Raw genomic sequence first — 14,819 nt, forward strand, 5'->3', positions numbered from 1 at the left:
ACCGGATGTGCGATCTCAGTGCCCGCTCAGGTAACTCTTAGCAACGTACGTGCCTGTACGGTCAGGCAATCTCGGCGATGACCTCGACCTCAACCGGGGAGTTGAGCGGCAATTCGGACACGCCGACGGCGCTGCGGGCGTGCCGGCCCTGCTCGCCGAAGACATCGCCGAAGAGGTTCGACGCCCCGTTGATGACGGCGGGCTGGGCGGTGAAGCCGGGAGCCGACGCGACGAAGCCGGTCAACTTCACGATCTTGACAACGCGGCCGAGACCGACCAGCGCCTCGATCGCGGCCAGGCCGTTCAGCGCGCACAGGCGGGCCAGTTCGGCGCCCTGCTCGGCGGTCACCTCGGCGCCGACCTTGCCGGCGTACGGCAGCTTGCCGTCGACAAGCGGGAGCTGACCCGAGACGTACACGTAATTGCCGGTCTGCACGGCCGGGACGTAGGACGCCAGCGGCGGCACCACCTTGGGCAGGGTCAGGCCCAGTTCGGCGAGTTTCGCGTACGCGTCCACGCCCCCCTCACCACTGATCGGCGTCGTCACGCTGAGCCTCCGTTGTCGTGCTCCCCTGACCCTGCGTTCGTTTCCCTCACTCCGGTGCAGTCGCTCACGACTTCGGCCGCTTCAGGTAAGCCACCAGCTGCTCCGGGTTCGGACCCGGAACGACCTGGACGAGTTCCCAGCCGTCCTCGCCCCAGTTGTCGAGGATCTGCTTGGTCGCGTGGACCAGCAGGGGCACGGTCACGTACTCCCACTTCTGCATCGCTCGTCTACTCCCTAATCGTCGGTACCGGCCCAGCTTAGGGCCCGATGACCGGCCCGTTTGGATAGGCTGAGCGAGCCGTACGGCGACCAGTCACCGGGAGATCACGGAGGGCGACATGACGCACCCGCACGGCGGGTCGCCGGGCCATCCCGAGCCCCCGGGTGAGTGGCCCCCGCTCGCGCCCGCAGCCAAGCCGGAGCCCACCGGCGCCGCTGCCGAGCCCGCGCCCGCCTCGCCGTCGCTTGTGATGGACTTCATCGACGCCGTTCCGGAACCGGACGAGAAGCAGTGGCCGCCCCCGGGCGCGTTCGCCGACGAGGCCGGCGGCCACGACAGCACTCAGGTCATCCCGCCCGTGACCGCGCCGGCCCCCGGCGGCTGGCAGCCCCCACCGGCCACCGGGCCCTGGCACGCCCAGCACGAGGCGCCCGGCCAGTGGCAGACCGCGCCTCCGGAGCATCTGGCCTTCCACCACACCGTGCCTTCCGAGGCCCCGCCGCCCGAGCCGATCTGGTCGGCCGGCCCGGCCCAGCCGCCGCCGGACGGGCCGGGCCGGCCCAAGCGCCGCGGCGCCCTCTGGGTCTCGCTCGCGCTGGTCGGCACGCTGTTTCTCTGCGGTGGCGGCGCCGTCTCGGCATACCTTCTCCTGCGCGACGCCGACAACCCGGGTTCGCCCGACCCGTCCACGGCCGTCAGCAGGTTCCTGACCGCGGTTTACACCAATCAGGACCCCGGCGCGGCCGACGACCTGGTCTGCCGGGAGGCCCGGGACAAGACGAAGATCGCCGACCGGGTGTCGGACATCAGGGCGTACGCGGCCGGTTACACCGATCCGGTCTTCCGCTGGGGCGACCCCGAGGTGACCGAGGACGGCGAGGACCGCGCGCGCGTGGCGGTCGAGCTCACCATGTCGACCGCCGACGAGAAGACGTCGTCGCAGGAGCTCGAGTTCACCGTGATCCGCAAGACGGGCTGGCTGGTCTGCGATGTGAACGGCTGATCGGGGCCCGTACCGTTGAGGCATGGGTGAGCACGTCAACAGATGGCCGGCGCGGCTGCATGTGGTGACCGGCAAGGGCGGCACCGGCAAGACCAGCGTCGCCGCGGCCCTGGCCCTGGGACTGGCCGCTGGGGGCCGGCGCACGCTGCTGGTCGAGGTCGAGGGGCGGCAGGGCATCGCCCAGCTCTTCGAGACCGAGCCGCTGCCCTACAAAGAGCTGCGGATCGCCAAGGTGGCCGGGGGTGGCGAGGTGCGCGCGCTCGCTGTCGACCCGGAGGAGGCCCTGCTCGAATACCTCGACATGTTCTATCACCTGGGCGCGGCGGGCCGGGCCCTGCGCAAGGTGGGCGCCATCGACTTCGCCACCACGATCGCCCCGGGGCTGCGGGACGTGCTGCTCACCGGCAAGGTCAAGGAGGCAACGACCCGCTCGTCGGACGGGCGCCGGGCGTACGACGCGGTGATCCTCGACGCCCCGCCGACCGGTCGGATCGGCCGGTTCCTCAACGTGACGGCCGAGACCGCGAAGCTGGCCAAGATGGGGCCGATCAAGACCCAGAGCGAGGGGGTCGCATCGCTGCTGCGTTCGCCGATCACCTCGGTGCACGTGGTCACGCTGCTCGAGGAGATGCCCGTACAGGAGACCCTGGACGCCATCGCCGAGCTCGACACCCTCGGGATCCCGGTCGGCCGGATCGTGCTCAACGCCACCCGCCCGGCCCTCGCCACGGCCGGCAAGGTGACGAAGGCCGAGCTCAAGCGGGGCCTGGCCGAGGCCGGGCTGCCCACCGACGCGGGCACCGTCAACGGGCTGGCCACCGAGGTGAAGGCCCACCAGACCCGGCAGGAACTGGAGGAGTCGCTGCGCACCGAGCTCGCCGAGGCGGGCCGCCCCCTGGTCGAGCTGCCGTTGCTGTCCCGCGGCGTCGACCAGGACGGGTTGGACGAGCTGGCGGCGGCTCTCATGCGTGCGTGACCCGCCACAGTCACGGTGCGCTCGATCTCCTACGGATTACGCTTGAGCAGTGGCTGATGTGACCGGGGAACGACTCGACGTCGACGGTCTGCTCGCCGACCCCGCCACCCGGATAGTCGTGTGCTGCGGCGCCGGCGGGGTGGGCAAGACGACGACCGCGGCCGCGGTGGGGTTGCGCGCGGCCGAGGTGCACGGGCGGCGCACCGTGGTGCTCACGATCGACCCGGCGCGCCGGCTGGCCCAGTCCATGGGCCTCAGCGAGCTCGACAACACCCCGCGCCAGGTCAAGGGCATCGACGGCGACAACGGCGGCGAGCTGCACGCCATGATGCTCGACATGAAGCGCACGTTCGACGAGGTCGTGCAGCAGCACACCACGCCGCAGCGGGCCTCCGAGATCTTCGCGAACCCCTTCTATCAGGCCATGAGCTCCACGTTCGCCGGCACGCAGGAATACATGGCGATGGAGAAGCTGGGTCAGCTGCGGGCCACCGACGAGTGGGACCTGATTGTGGTCGACACCCCGCCGTCGCGGTCCGCGCTCGACTTCCTGGACGCGCCGGCCCGGCTGTCCCGCTTCCTCGACGGCCGGATGCTGCGGATGCTGCTGGCGCCCGCGCGCTCCGGCGGCCGCAGCATGTTCAGCCTGGTCACCGCGTCCTTCGGGCTTTTCTCGCGGACGGTGCAAAAGATCTTGGGTGCCCAGCTGCTGACCGACCTGTCCGGTTTCGTGGCGGCGCTCGACTCGATGTTCGGCGGCTTCCGGCAGCGCGCCGACCAGACGTATCGGATCCTGCAGGACCCGCAGACCGCGTTCCTGCTGGTGGCGGCCCCGGAAAGGGACGCCGTACGCGAGGCCGCCTATTTCGCTGAGCGTCTGGTCGCCGAACGGATGCCGCTGGCCGGGCTGGTGCTCAACCGGATGCATCGCACCGAGGCCCCCGGCCTGACAGCCGAGCAGAGTGAGGCCGCTGCCGAGGCGTTGACCGCCGCCGGTGATTCGCCGCTGACCGCCGACGCGCTGCGTATCCACGCCGCCCTGGTCCGCCAGACCGAGCGTGAGCAGCGGGTCGCCGCCACGTTCACCGATGCCTTCCCGTCCGTGCCGACGGTCTCGGTCACGGCGCAGCCCGCCGACGTTCACGACGTCGACGGGCTGCGGACGATCGGCTCGCTCCTGGCGTGAGCCTCGGCGCTGCCTAGCGGGTGGGGACGAGCACCTTGTCGGCGCCCTTCTCCCGCATGGCCGCCTCGAACATCTTTCGCCAGCTCGCCACGTGCGGGTGGCGGCGGAGCAGTGCGCGCCGCTCCCGTTCCGTCATGCCTCCCCAGACGCCGAACTCGATCCGGTTGTCCAGGGCATCGGCGAGGCACTCGTAGCGAACCGGGCAGCTGCGGCAGATCCTCTTCGCCACGTTCTGCTCGGCGCCCTGCACGAAGAGCGCGTCAGGGTCGCCACTCTGACACGCCGCCATGCTGGGCCAATCGCTGATCATCCCCATGTGTAAACGTCCCCCCTTGCGTTACCCCCTGACGTCTGCAGCTCATGTCCCCCAAGCGGTGCAGACGTCGTGCGACAAGCTCGCCGGACCATCATGCTCTGTAGTCGGGCGATTACGCAACGTTGTACCTGAAATATGTACAGCCCGGTGGTTCCGGGCAAAGGCCGCCAAGGCCGCGGGGAGTGGGTGGGGTGCGCCTCGGGAAAACAGCCCCAAGATCTGCGCTGAGGGGGCACAATATTTCAGGGCGAAGCGTGACCTTCTCGACGGGCGGTCGCGTGCTCTTGTCGCGTACCCTGCTCAGGTGACTTCCTGGATGCGCCGTCGCGATCACAACATCTTCGCGAACGCGACCTCGTTGCTGATCTGCGGTTTACTCGCCGGCGTCGTCGTCGCGGCCGCTGCTTTTCCCGCCGCTGCCATGTCGGGCCTGGCCGCCAAGGCCGGCGGCGAGACCTTCGCGCAGCTGCCCAGTGAGCTCAAGGACTTCAGTTCCCCGCAGATCACCCGGATCTACGCGTCGGACAACAAGACGCAGATCTCGCAGTTCTACGACGAGTTCCGCAGCGACGTGCCGCTCAAGGACATCTCCAAGCCGATGCGTGACGCCATGGTCGCCGCCGAGGACAGGGAGTTCTACAACCACAACGGCGTCGACCTCAAGGGCGTTGCGCGCGCCTTCGTGAACAACAGCGGCAAGTCCGAGTCCAAGCAGGGCGCCTCGACCATCACCATGCAGTACGTGCGGATGTCGCTGGCCTACTCGGCGACGAACCCGCAAGAGGTGGTCGACGCCACCAAGGACACGCCGAAGCGCAAGATCACCGAGATGAAGTACGCGCTGCAGGTCGAGAAGGAGCTCAGCAAGGACCAGATCCTGGAGCGCTACCTCAACATCGCGCCGTTCGGCAACCAGGCGTACGGGGTCTTCGCGGCCAGCCAGGTCTACTTCAACAAAAAGCCCAAGGACCTGACGGCCGGCCAGGCCGCGATGCTCGCCGGCATGGTCAAGGCGCCGACCAGCTTCAACCCGACCACCAAGGGCGGGTACGAGCAGATCAAGCAGCGCCGCGACAACTACATCATCCCGGCCATGGTCGAGATGGGCTCGCTCACCGCGGCGCAGGCCGACAAGGCCAAGAAGGAAGCGATCCCGCGCCAGGTCAAGCCGGTCGGCAACGGCTGCGTCTCGGTGGCCAACAACAACTGGGGCTTCTTCTGTGACTACTTCTACCGCTGGTGGATGAGCCAGGAGGCGTTCGGCGCGACCCCGTACGACCGGGAGCGCCGCCTCAAGAGTGGTGGTTACCGCATCACCACCACGATGGACCTCGGGGCCCAGGCCGACGCGCGTAAGCGGATCGGCGACAAGATCTCCGACAAGAACAAGAACGCGCTGCTGCTGGCCGCGACCGAGCCCGGCACCGGCAAGGTGCGCCTGCTCGCCGCCAACCGCAAGTACAAGCTGCCCGACCCGGCCCACCCGAACCCGCTGTCGTCGGACAAGAAGAAGGCCAAGGCGGGTGTCCGCGCTACCTACCCGAACACCACCAACCCGCTGCTCAGCGGTGGCGGTGACATCAGCGGCTACCAGGCCGGCTCGGTGTTCAAGATCTTCACGATCATCGCGGCACTCGAGAAGGGCTACCCGCTGGCGTACCCGATCAGGGCCGAGAAACGGTACAAGTCGGGTTACATCATCAGCCGCAGCAACGATTCGGCCTGCCCGGGCACGCACTTCTGGTGCCCCAGCAACTCCGGCGGTGGCGGCGAGGGCCTCTACGACATGCACTCGGCCTTCGCAAAGTCGATCAACACGTACTTCGTGCCGTTGGAGGAGAAGGTCGGCGCCGAGAACGTGGTGGCCGTGGCCAAGCGGTTCGGCGTGCAGTTCCGGGTCAAGCAGGACGCCGACTTCGCCAACGACCCGGTGGCGGCCAACCAATGGGGCGCGTTCACCCTCGGCGTGAGCGCCTCGACGCCGCTCGACATGGCCAACGCGTACGCGACGCTGGCCGGTGACGGCATGTACTGCGAGCCCACCCCGATCGAGCGGATCACCACGCAGGACGGCGACAAGCTCGACGTCGGCAAGCCGCGGTGCATCCGGGCGACCAGCAAGGACGTGGCCCGCGCGGCCCTCGACGCGGCCCGCTGCCCGGTCGGCGACTCGGCTCAGATGGGCCGCTGCGGCGGCGCCACGGCGCGGGCGACCAAGGCGACGGTCAAGCACCCGGTGTTCGGCAAGACCGGCACGACCGACGCCGACAAGACGGCCGCGCTGATCGCCGGCACCACGTCGCTGGTGGTGGCGGGTTACCTGGTCAACCCCGACTGGCCCGACCACCGCGACCGCATGTCGCACGACATCGTGAACCCGGCGGTCTACCAGACGCTCGCCGACTTCATGAAGGGCAAGCCGAAGGAGCAGTTCAAGGAGCCCGAAAACCGCAAGATCGCGTACGGTGACCAGAAGTCGATCCCGAACGTGACCTGCGACTCGATCGACGACGCCCGCAGCCGGATCGAGGGCGCCGGGTTCGAGGTCTCGATCGGCAGCGCGATCGAATCGGACTGCCCGGCCGGCACCGCCGCCGGCACCGACCCCGACGGCCGCACGATCAAGGGCGGCTTCGTCAGCATCCGCCCGAGCAAGGGCAAGACGCAGCCGCCAACCGGTCCGGGCGGCCCGGGTCAGCCTTCCGGACCGCCGAAACCGCCGGGCCGCTGACGTGAACGGGCGGGACATCCCTCAAGGGGTGTCCCGCCCGTTGCCGTTCGGCCGAAGTCAGGCCGCCGCGTCAAGGTCGGCGCGGGTCAGCAGGGCGCGCAGCGTGATGCCCTCGGCCGACAGCGCCTGCGCGCCGCCTTCCTGACGGTCGATCACGCACAGCGCGTGGTCGACGTGCGCGCCGAGCCTGCGCAGGTCGCCGGTCGAGATGACCACCTGCCCGCCGGAGGTCACCACGTCCTCGACGACCAGCACCCGCCGGCCCGCGACCTCGGCCCCCTCGGCCAGCCGGGCCGTGCCGTACTGCTTGGCCTGCTTCCGGACGAAGGCCGTGGGCAGCTTGGCGTGCCGGGCCAGGGCTGTCACCACCGCGATGCCGCCCATCTCGAGACCGGCCAGCACCTCGGTGCCCTCCGGGATCAACACGGCCATCTGCTCGGCCAGCCGGTCGAGCAGTTCCGGGTCGGCCTCGAACTGATACTTGTCGAAGTACTCGTTGGCGATACGGCCCGAGCGGAGGGTGAACTCACCGGTCAACCGGCTCACGGCGCGTACCTGCCGCGCAAGGTCTGAATCAGTCACAAGGACCAAGCCTGGCAGGCCACTCCCGGACACCCGACGGCACCCCACAAGCAACCACTCAGCAACCGACAAGCCGTGCCGATCAGAGGATCATGCAGAGCAACCCGCACCGGTGGTTCGGCGTGGGCCAGAGCGTCGCGCCCCGCTCCCGGAAGGCGGGGGCCGAGGCGGCAGCGGAAGCGATCGGCGGGCGGGAGGCCCTGGCCGTCTTCGTCTTCGCCTCGGTCGCCCACGACCTGCCGGAGCTGCTCGAGGGCGTACGGCTCGAGGCCGGCCCCGATGCCGAGATCGTCGGCGCCACCACCATGGGTGAGCTCGGCAGCGCGGGCGTGACGGACGGCGGGGTGGCGATCGCGGCGTTGGGCGGCGACGGCTTCACCGTGCAGACCCGGGTCACGCCGATCAACCGCTCGAACCCGCGGGCGGCGGGGGCGGCCGCGGCCGAGGCGCTGCGCGGGCTCGACGACGAGAACAAGGTGCTGATTCTGCTCGCCGACGGGTTGACCGGGCAGCCGCACGAGATCGTCCGCGGTGCCTACTCGGCGATCGGAGCGAGCGTGCCCATGGTCGGCGGGTTCGCCGGGGACGACCGGAAGTTCACGAAGACGTACCAGATCCACGGCAACGACGTGCTCAGCGGTTCCGTCGTCGGGCTCGCGCTCGGCTCGGACGGCCCGCTCGGCATCGGGGTTGCGCACGGCTGGCGGCGTACGGAACCGCCGATGCTCGTCACCAAGGCCAGCGGTCCGCACATCTACCAGCTCGACGGTGAGCCGGCCCTGGACGTGCTGCTGCGCCGCAACAACTTCAACGGCACGGCCGAGGAGTTCTTCAGCCGGGGTTACAGCCTGCAGCCGCTCGGCCTGGACCGGCGCAGCGGCGAGGACATCCGCGTGATCCACTCCGGCGACGACGAGGCCCGCTCGGTCTGGGGCACCGCCGACGTGCCGCAGGGCGCGCTGGTCTGGCTCATGGAGGGTGACCGCCAGTCCCTGATCGACGGCGCCGCCTGGTCGTGCACCGAGGCCATGGCCCGGCTCGAGGGCCTGCCGCCGCTCGGGGTGCTCGCCTTCGACTGCGGCGGCCGTCGAGCCGGGCTGATCAAGGGTGGCCTGGAACAGGAGATGCACGCCATGCACACGTCCCTGAGCGACGCCCCGTACGCCGGCTTCTACACCCACGGCGAGATCGCCCGGGTGCGGGGTGCGCTCGGCCTGCACCACCTGACCCTCGTCACGCTGGCCCTGGCCTGAGCCATGCCGTCCTGGTCCTCGCAACTGCTCACCGAGTACTTCACCGCGGTGAACGCGGCCGCCGACGAGACCACGGCGATCGCGGGAGCGGTGGAACGGGCCACCGAGATGGTCGAGGCCGAGGTGGGGGCGGTGGTGCGGGAGGGCCGGGTCGTGGGCGCGTACGGCTTCGGACAGGTGGTGCCCGAGGCCCAGCTGTACGAGGTCGCGGCGGGACAGCCGATGCTCGACGTCCCGTACGTGGGGGAGTTGCACGCCGCCACCAACCCGCTCGGCTCCGAGACCGGGGACGCGCTGATCGTCGCCCGGTTGTCCGAGCCGTTCGATCCGGCCGAACGCCAGTTGCTGCAGGGCATGGGACAGGTGCTCGGCCTGGCGCTGCGCAGCATTCGCGTGCTGACCGCGGAACGGCAGCTGCGGGCCGAGAAGGAGCGGCAGGCGACCACGGCACAGAGCCGGCAACGGCTGGTCGAGTCGCTGCTGACGATCCAGCGGGCGATCTCGGCCCGGCGGCCACTGCCCGAGATCCTGGACGCGGTGACCGGCGGCGCGGCCGGGCTGCTGAGCGGGGCCACGGTCATGCTGCTGCTGGCCGAGGGCGGCCCGGACCGCCGGCTGACGATCGCCTCGACGTGCGGCAACGACATCGCGCCGCCGGAAAGCCTGGCCCGCGCGGCGATGGCGGGCGGCGCGGTCCTCGTACGGCCCGACGGCGCCGGCTGGATGATCGCCGCGCCGGTCCGGGTCACCGGCGAGATGGCCGGCAGCCTCGTCGCGCAGCTGCACGGGATCGGCGGTGAGCCGACCGAACAGCGTGATCAACTGGACGCGTTCGCCCAGCAGGTGAGCCTGGCCCTGACCGACGCGCGCACGGTCGAGGCGGTGCGTGAGGCCCACCACGACCCCATCACCGGCCTGCCCAACCGCGCGCTCTTCCTCAAGATCCTGAACCGGGTGCTGGCCTCCCGGGTCACCGCGGCCGACCCGACCAGCGTCCTCTTCATCGACCTGGACCGGTTCAAGACGGTCAACGACAGCCTCGGCCACGACGCCGGCGACCAGTTGCTGGCGCTGGTGGCCCGGCGACTGCGTGGATGCGTACGCGCCAGCGACACCACGGCCCGGCTCGGCGGCGACGAGTTCGCGGTGCTGCTGCACGACTCGCCGGGCGACGCGGCCGAGGCTGTCGGCGAGCGCATCGTCGCGGCCATGAAGGAGGCGTTCCGGGTGGCCGGGCGCGACATCTTCATCGGCGCCAGCGTGGGCATCGCGATCTCGCGCGAGTCCGAGCAGATGCCCGAGGAGCTGCTGCACAACGCGGACCTGGCGATGTACCGGGCCAAGAAGAACGGTCCGAACGGGGTGCTGGTGTATGAGCCGTACATGCACGCCGAGGCGCTCGACCGGCTCAGCCTGCGCGGCGACCTGCAGCGGGCTCTGCGCGAGGACGGGTTCCGCCTGCAGTACCAGCCGCTGATCCGGCTCGCCGACGGTGTCCCGGCCGGGGTCGAGGCCCTGATCCGCTGGCAGAGCCCGGCCCGAGGGTTCGTCTCGCCGGTCGACTTCATCCCGATCGCGGAGGAGTTCGGGCTGATCGTCGACATCGGCCAGTGGGTGCTCGAGAACAGCGCGATCCAGGTGGCGAAGTGGCGGCGGGACTTCGGGGACCTGGGGCTCAACGTCAACGTCTCCGGCCACCAGCTCGTCAATCCGAGGTTCGCCGACGACGTGATGCGGGCGCTGGCCATCGCCGGGCTGCCGTCGAGCGCGGTGACCCTCGAACTGACCGAGTCGGTGCTGATGACCGAACCCGACCTGGGCATGGCGGCGCTGCACCAGCTGCGGGGGCTCGGCGTACAGCTCTCGATCGACGACTTCGGCACCGGGTATTCCTCGCTGGCCTACCTGCGCGAGCTGCCCGTGGACGAGCTGAAGATCGACCGGGCGTTCATCGCGCGGGCCGAGCTGACCGCGGAGGACCTCGCCCTGGTCCGGACGATCGTCGAGCTCGCACAAATCCTGGGGCTGCGTGTGGTGGCAGAGGGCATCGAGAACGCGGCTCAGCTCGCGGCGTTGCGGGGGCTCGGGTGCGGCTACGGGCAGGGTTACCACCTGTGCCGGCCGGTCGATCCGGAAGTTGTGCCCGATCAGTTGGCCCGGGCGCAAGCCGGGTCACCCGTTGGCGTACTTGATCACCGCTCTACCGCATGAGCCATGCTCTAGGGGTACTTTTCGGCTAATTAGTACATTTGCCCCGGAAGGAAAATAACGGTGACACCCTTCGCGTTGCTCTTCCTGCTTGCCCTAGCCGGTTCCTCGTGTTTCGCGCTCGGCCGGGCCCTCGGCCGCGGCGAGCGCTACGAGAAGGGATACCGCGAGGGCTTCCGCGACGGCGAGACCGGCTCCCTGGCCCGCGCGGCACGACTGATCCAGCTCAACGACCGTCCGTCGATCGCGCCGGCCATCGAGTCGATGCTCGGGCCCTACGCGGTGCCGCAGCAGCAGCTGCCGGGGCGCAGCGCGTCGCCGGCGGTCACGGCGGTGCCTGTCCGGCCGCAACTCGCCATTTAGTCATTTCCCGGTGGGGTACGGCGAGGGACCGTACCCCCTTTTTCATTTGCCGATTCATTCGCCGAAAAGGAGCATGGCCAGCGCGATGCCGGCGACGGGGCCGACGACGCCGAGGACGATTGCGAGCTTGGCCAGGCCCTCCCTGCGATACAGGCCGACGACTCCCAGGATCAGCGCGAGCGGGCCCGCGAAGATCGGGAAAGCCAGGACCGAGACGGCGGCCAGCACGAACGCGGCGATGCTGAACAGATTGCCGGGTCGCTTCGCCACCGCGTACGGGGATGGGGCACTGACCATGTACGGGGGCGGTTGCGAGCCGTACGGGGGGAGTGGCGGCGGTTGACTGGCGGGGAAGCCGTTGACGACCGTCGCGTCGACGTCGGGCCGATCCGGAACGTGGAAGGTCGAGGTCGCTTCGGTGGCCCAGGTCGGCGGCCGCTCATCCGTCTGCGGCCACGGAGGATTGCCTGACTGCCAGGTTGCCTGGGACGCCGGCCCGGCAACGGCCACGGCGGGCTGATCGGTTTCCCAGGGCTCGCTCACCGCGTACGGCTCGCCTGTGGGGTCGATGAAACGGGCATGCTCGACCGACGGCTCACTCGCCTTCCACGTGGCGTTGGGCGACGACCAGGAGGGCTGCTGCGGCGTGCTGGGCTGCGTCCACTGGCTCGGCTGCAGAGGCGGCCAGGCGGGCGGCGCGGGTGCGGCCACCGGTTGGCCGCAAGCGCCGCACCAGCCGTTGGGCCCGATCGCGGCCGAGCCACAGTTCACGCAGGTCATGACCCGGCAATCGACCGGCAACCCGGGGACCTGAGCCCATCGGTCAGCCGAGCTGTTTGCGCACCTCGGCCGCGACCCGGCCACCCTCGGCCCGGCCGGCCACCGCGGCCTGCGCCGCCTTCATGGCCGGACCCATCTGCCCCTTGCCGGTGAAACCACCCGCGGCCAGCGCACCCCGAACCAGCTCGGCGATCTCGTCGTCGGTCAGCTGCGTGGGCAGGTAACGCTCGATGACCTCGCCCTCGGAGCGCTCCTTGGCGGCCTGCTCGGCCCGCCCCGCGTCGGCGAACGCCGTGGCCGCCTCGCGCCGCTTCTTCGACTCCTTGCTCAACACGGCCAGCACCTCGTCGTCGGAGAGCTCACGCGCCTCGGCGCCGGCCACCTCGGCGTTACGCACAGCGGCCAGCGCCATCCGCAGCGTCGCCGTGGTGAGCTCGTCGCGGCCCTTCATCGCGGCGTGCAGGTCATCGTTCAGGCGGTCTTTCAGCGTTCCCATGGACGGAGAAACTACCCTTGCTTCCCATGCGCAAGCGCTCCCTTTTCGCCCTCGGCTCCGGCGTGTTCGCCGCGGGCGCCGCCACCCTCGCCTACGCCTCGCTGATCGAACGCAACCTGTTCACGCTCCGGCGCTTCGACGTGCCGGTCCTCGAGCCGGATGCCGAGCCCCTGCGCATCCTGCACCTCTCCGACCTGCACATGATGCCCGACCAGCGGCGCAAGCAGGCCTGGGTTGCCGCGCTGAGCGGTTGCGACCCCGACCTGGTCGTCGTCACCGGCGACAACCTGGCCGACAAGGAAGCGGTGCCCGGCGTGCTGCGCGCCCTCGACCCGCTGCTGTCGGTGCCCGGCGCGTTCGTCTTCGGTTCCAACGACTACCGCGGCCCCCGCCTGAAAAACCCGTTCTCCTACCTCGTACGCCCGTCGTCGGAATACGACGAGGACGAGCTCAAACGCCCCAACCTCCCCACCGAGGAGCTGCGGGCAGCGATGGTCGACGCGGGCTGGGCCGACCTCAACAACGCCCGTACGGTCCTCAAGGCCGGCGGCCGCTCCATCGAGCTCGCCGGCGTCGACGACCCCCACATCAACCGCGACGACTACGCGGCGGTCGCCGGCCCCATCTCCCCCGGCGCCGACGTGCACCTGGGCGTGACCCACACCCCCGCCTCCCGGGTGCTCAACGCCATGGCCAACGACGGCTTCGACCTGCTGCTGGCAGGCCACACCCACGGCGGGCAGGTCTGCGTCCCCTTCTACGGCGCCCTGACCACCAACTGCGACCTGCCCAAGGCGATGGCCAAGGGCCTGCACCGCTGGCCCGGCTCCGACGCCTGGCTGCACGTCTCGGCCGGGCTGGGCACCCACCCCACCGCCCCCGTCCGCTTCAGCTGCCGCCCGGAAGCCTCCATCCTCACCCTGATCCCTCGCTGACCTGGGATTTTGTGGTTCGGGGGATGCCGATTTCGTTCCCGCCCGGGCGTCGGATAGTATTTCCAGGCAGCTCGGGGTGTGGCGCAGCTTGGTAGCGCGCTTCGTTCGGGACGAAGAGGCCGTCGGTTCAAATCCGGCCACCCCGACCAGTTCAAGGGCCGTTTCCAGTCACGGGAACGGCCCTTGGTGTATTCCGGGTATTCGTCGGGCGTCTCTACGATCCGGGGGTAACAAGCTTTGTTCACCGGCCGGTCGGGCTCGCCCGCCGAGCTGATGACTGGCACCTGTACTGCTATGGGGCGCTGTGAGTTGAACTACCGGGGCTGAGCCCGCGGCTGTGGGTGGTGAAGGGCGTCAATACGGTGGTCGGGTGCTGCCGATTGATGCCCTTGTGCTGGTGGCCGGGGGTGTCGGGGGTGGGCTGACCGGGTCCATGGCAGGGCTGGCTTCCCTGGTCAGCTATCCGGCTCTGCTGGCGGTGGGGCTGCCGCCGATCGCGGCCAACGTCACCAACACGGTGGCGCTGCTGTCGAACACTGTGGGCACGGCGGTGGGGGCGCGGCAAGAACTGCGCGGTCATGGGCGACGGCTGGCGCGGTTGTGTACGTTCGCGGCTGTCGGTGGTCTGGGTGGCGCCGTGTTGCTGCTGGCCACGCCGTCGTCGGCCTTCGAGCGGATTGTGCCGGTGCTTGTCGCGCTCGGGGCGGCGCTTCTGCTTCTCCGGGATCAGCTCCGCCGGTGGGCCGGTCATCGCTCGATGTCTGCGGTTGTGCTTGCTGCCATCGTTCTACTGATCGGCGTTTATGGCGGTTACTTCGGAGCGGCCGCGGGGGTACTCATGCTGGCCGTCCTGTCGGTGGCGGCGACCGAGCCGCTGCCCGTGACGAACGCGATCAAGAGCATCGCCCTCGGCGCGTCCAATCTGGCCGCCGCGATCATCTACACGGTTATCGCGCCGGTGAACTGGGCCGCCGCGGGCTTGATGGCGATCGGCTGCCTGCTCGGCAGTTGGCTGGGCCCGATCCTCGTACGCCGGCTCCCAGAGCGCCCTCTTCGAGTGGCGATCGCCTTCGCGGCCGTCGGACTCGCTGCCTATTTATGGCGTAACGCCGTCAACTAGCGCGCAGCCCGTCGGGGCCTTGATCAGGTTAGTCGGGAATCCGCGGCAGGTTGGGCACGTTCGGTGGGCGGCGAACGACGGGAGATATGCACGGTGCCGAGCG

The 14,819-nt window shown here is 69.9% G+C and carries 15 protein-coding genes and 1 tRNA gene; 10 read left to right on the top strand and 6 right to left on the bottom strand.

Translation table 11 applies throughout. The features are described 5' to 3' along the window. Positions 1-61 precede the first annotated feature (61 nt). Both C8E87_RS17505 and sp36 read right to left on the bottom strand, forming a co-directional pair. Positions 62-547, bottom strand: a complete 486-nt coding sequence (locus C8E87_RS17505) for a RidA family protein (protein ID WP_203720880.1) — start codon at positions 545-547, stop codon at positions 62-64. A 64-nt stretch (positions 548-611) separates the two neighbouring features. Beyond that, positions 612-767, bottom strand: a complete 156-nt coding sequence (sp36, locus tag C8E87_RS17510; protein WP_093619400.1) for a Sp36 family protein — start codon at positions 765-767, stop codon at positions 612-614. Between the two features lie 118 nt (positions 768-885). On the opposite strand from sp36, the gene C8E87_RS17515 reads away from it, so the two are divergent. From C8E87_RS17515 to bagB, 3 genes are read left to right on the top strand one after another with little or no spacing between them, the layout of a single operon-like run. Continuing rightward, positions 886-1,770 (top strand): Rv0361 family membrane protein, encoded by an 885-nt coding sequence (locus C8E87_RS17515; protein ID WP_133874089.1) that lies wholly within the window; start codon positions 886-888, stop codon positions 1,768-1,770. A gap of 22 nt (positions 1,771-1,792) precedes the next feature. Continuing rightward, positions 1,793-2,746 carry an ATPase BagA gene (bagA, locus tag C8E87_RS17520; protein WP_133874090.1) on the top strand — a complete coding sequence of 318 codons (954 nt, stop codon included), beginning with the start codon at positions 1,793-1,795 and terminating at the stop codon, positions 2,744-2,746. Between the two features lie 58 nt (positions 2,747-2,804). Continuing rightward, positions 2,805-3,932, top strand: coding sequence for an ArsA family ATPase (gene bagB, locus C8E87_RS17525; RefSeq protein WP_133876893.1), 1,128 nt, complete (start codon positions 2,805-2,807; stop codon positions 3,930-3,932). A gap of 13 nt (positions 3,933-3,945) precedes the next feature. On the opposite strand, the gene C8E87_RS17530 is transcribed toward bagB, so the two are convergent. Then, the gene (locus C8E87_RS17530) at positions 3,946-4,248 is read right to left on the bottom strand and encodes a WhiB family transcriptional regulator (protein WP_127498770.1); all 303 of its coding nucleotides are present in this window, start codon (positions 4,246-4,248) and stop codon (positions 3,946-3,948) included. Positions 4,249-4,564: 316 nt separating this feature from the next. On the opposite strand from C8E87_RS17530, the gene C8E87_RS17535 reads away from it, so the two are divergent. Next, positions 4,565-6,979: a transglycosylase domain-containing protein gene (locus C8E87_RS17535; RefSeq protein WP_166661332.1), complete on the top strand. Its 2,415-nt coding sequence runs from the start codon at positions 4,565-4,567 to the stop codon at positions 6,977-6,979. A 57-nt stretch (positions 6,980-7,036) separates the two neighbouring features. Here C8E87_RS17535 and pyrE read toward each other — a convergent pair whose 3' ends face one another. Continuing rightward, positions 7,037-7,561 (bottom strand): orotate phosphoribosyltransferase, encoded by a 525-nt coding sequence (gene pyrE / locus C8E87_RS17540; protein ID WP_133874092.1) that lies wholly within the window; start codon positions 7,559-7,561, stop codon positions 7,037-7,039. Between the two features lie 92 nt (positions 7,562-7,653). On the opposite strand from pyrE, the gene C8E87_RS17545 reads away from it, so the two are divergent. The 3 genes from C8E87_RS17545 to C8E87_RS17555 are packed head-to-tail and all read left to right on the top strand — an operon-like array spanning position 7,654 to position 11,385. Beyond that, the gene (locus tag C8E87_RS17545; RefSeq protein ID WP_133874093.1) at positions 7,654-8,814 is read left to right on the top strand and encodes an FIST signal transduction protein; all 1,161 of its coding nucleotides are present in this window, start codon (positions 7,654-7,656) and stop codon (positions 8,812-8,814) included. Between the two features lie 3 nt (positions 8,815-8,817). Continuing rightward, positions 8,818-11,025 (top strand): putative bifunctional diguanylate cyclase/phosphodiesterase, encoded by a 2,208-nt coding sequence (locus C8E87_RS17550; protein WP_133874094.1) that lies wholly within the window; start codon positions 8,818-8,820, stop codon positions 11,023-11,025. Between the two features lie 60 nt (positions 11,026-11,085). Further along, positions 11,086-11,385 (top strand): hypothetical protein, encoded by a 300-nt coding sequence (locus tag C8E87_RS17555; RefSeq protein ID WP_133874095.1) that lies wholly within the window; start codon positions 11,086-11,088, stop codon positions 11,383-11,385. 54 nt (positions 11,386-11,439) lie between these two features. On the opposite strand, the gene C8E87_RS17560 is transcribed toward C8E87_RS17555, so the two are convergent. Next, a complete protein-coding gene (locus tag C8E87_RS17560; protein WP_133874096.1) occupies positions 11,440-12,165 on the bottom strand; it encodes a DUF4190 domain-containing protein in 726 nt (241 codons plus the stop codon). A 43-nt stretch (positions 12,166-12,208) separates the two neighbouring features. Next, positions 12,209-12,661 (bottom strand): GatB/YqeY domain-containing protein, encoded by a 453-nt coding sequence (locus C8E87_RS17565; protein WP_133874097.1) that lies wholly within the window; start codon positions 12,659-12,661, stop codon positions 12,209-12,211. A gap of 26 nt (positions 12,662-12,687) precedes the next feature. Between C8E87_RS17565 and C8E87_RS17570 the strand changes: the two genes are divergently transcribed. The 3 genes from C8E87_RS17570 (at position 12,688) to C8E87_RS17580 (ending at position 14,716) form a co-directional block, all read left to right on the top strand. Next, on the top strand, positions 12,688-13,596 hold the full coding sequence (locus tag C8E87_RS17570) for a metallophosphoesterase (protein WP_133874098.1): 909 nt from the start codon (positions 12,688-12,690) through the stop codon (positions 13,594-13,596). A gap of 72 nt (positions 13,597-13,668) precedes the next feature. Beyond that, a tRNA-Pro gene (locus C8E87_RS17575) sits at positions 13,669-13,745 on the top strand. A 221-nt stretch (positions 13,746-13,966) separates the two neighbouring features. Next, positions 13,967-14,716, top strand: a complete 750-nt coding sequence (locus tag C8E87_RS17580; protein ID WP_133874099.1) for a sulfite exporter TauE/SafE family protein — start codon at positions 13,967-13,969, stop codon at positions 14,714-14,716. The last annotated feature ends 103 nt before the right edge of the window (positions 14,717-14,819 follow it).

The sequence above is a fragment of the Paractinoplanes brasiliensis genome, assembly GCF_004362215.1.
Lineage (GTDB): Bacteria > Actinomycetota > Actinomycetes > Mycobacteriales > Micromonosporaceae > Actinoplanes > Actinoplanes brasiliensis.

Coding starts and splice junctions, on each gene's coding strand:
- sp36 (WP_093619400.1), bottom strand. CDS start 767: ATGCAGAAGTGGGAGTACGTGACCGTGCCCCTGCTGGTCCACGCGACC.
- C8E87_RS17515 (WP_133874089.1), top strand. CDS start 886: ATGACGCACCCGCACGGCGGGTCGCCGGGCCATCCCGAGCCCCCGGGT.
- bagA (WP_133874090.1), top strand. CDS start 1,793: ATGGGTGAGCACGTCAACAGATGGCCGGCGCGGCTGCATGTGGTGACC.
- C8E87_RS17530 (WP_127498770.1), bottom strand. CDS start 4,248: ATGGGGATGATCAGCGATTGGCCCAGCATGGCGGCGTGTCAGAGTGGC.
- C8E87_RS17535 (WP_166661332.1), top strand. CDS start 4,565: ATGCGCCGTCGCGATCACAACATCTTCGCGAACGCGACCTCGTTGCTG.
- C8E87_RS17545 (WP_133874093.1), top strand. CDS start 7,654: ATGCAGAGCAACCCGCACCGGTGGTTCGGCGTGGGCCAGAGCGTCGCG.
- C8E87_RS17550 (WP_133874094.1), top strand. CDS start 8,818: ATGCCGTCCTGGTCCTCGCAACTGCTCACCGAGTACTTCACCGCGGTG.
- C8E87_RS17560 (WP_133874096.1), bottom strand. CDS start 12,165: ATGACCTGCGTGAACTGTGGCTCGGCCGCGATCGGGCCCAACGGCTGG.
- C8E87_RS17565 (WP_133874097.1), bottom strand. CDS start 12,661: ATGGGAACGCTGAAAGACCGCCTGAACGATGACCTGCACGCCGCGATG.
- C8E87_RS17570 (WP_133874098.1), top strand. CDS start 12,688: ATGCGCAAGCGCTCCCTTTTCGCCCTCGGCTCCGGCGTGTTCGCCGCG.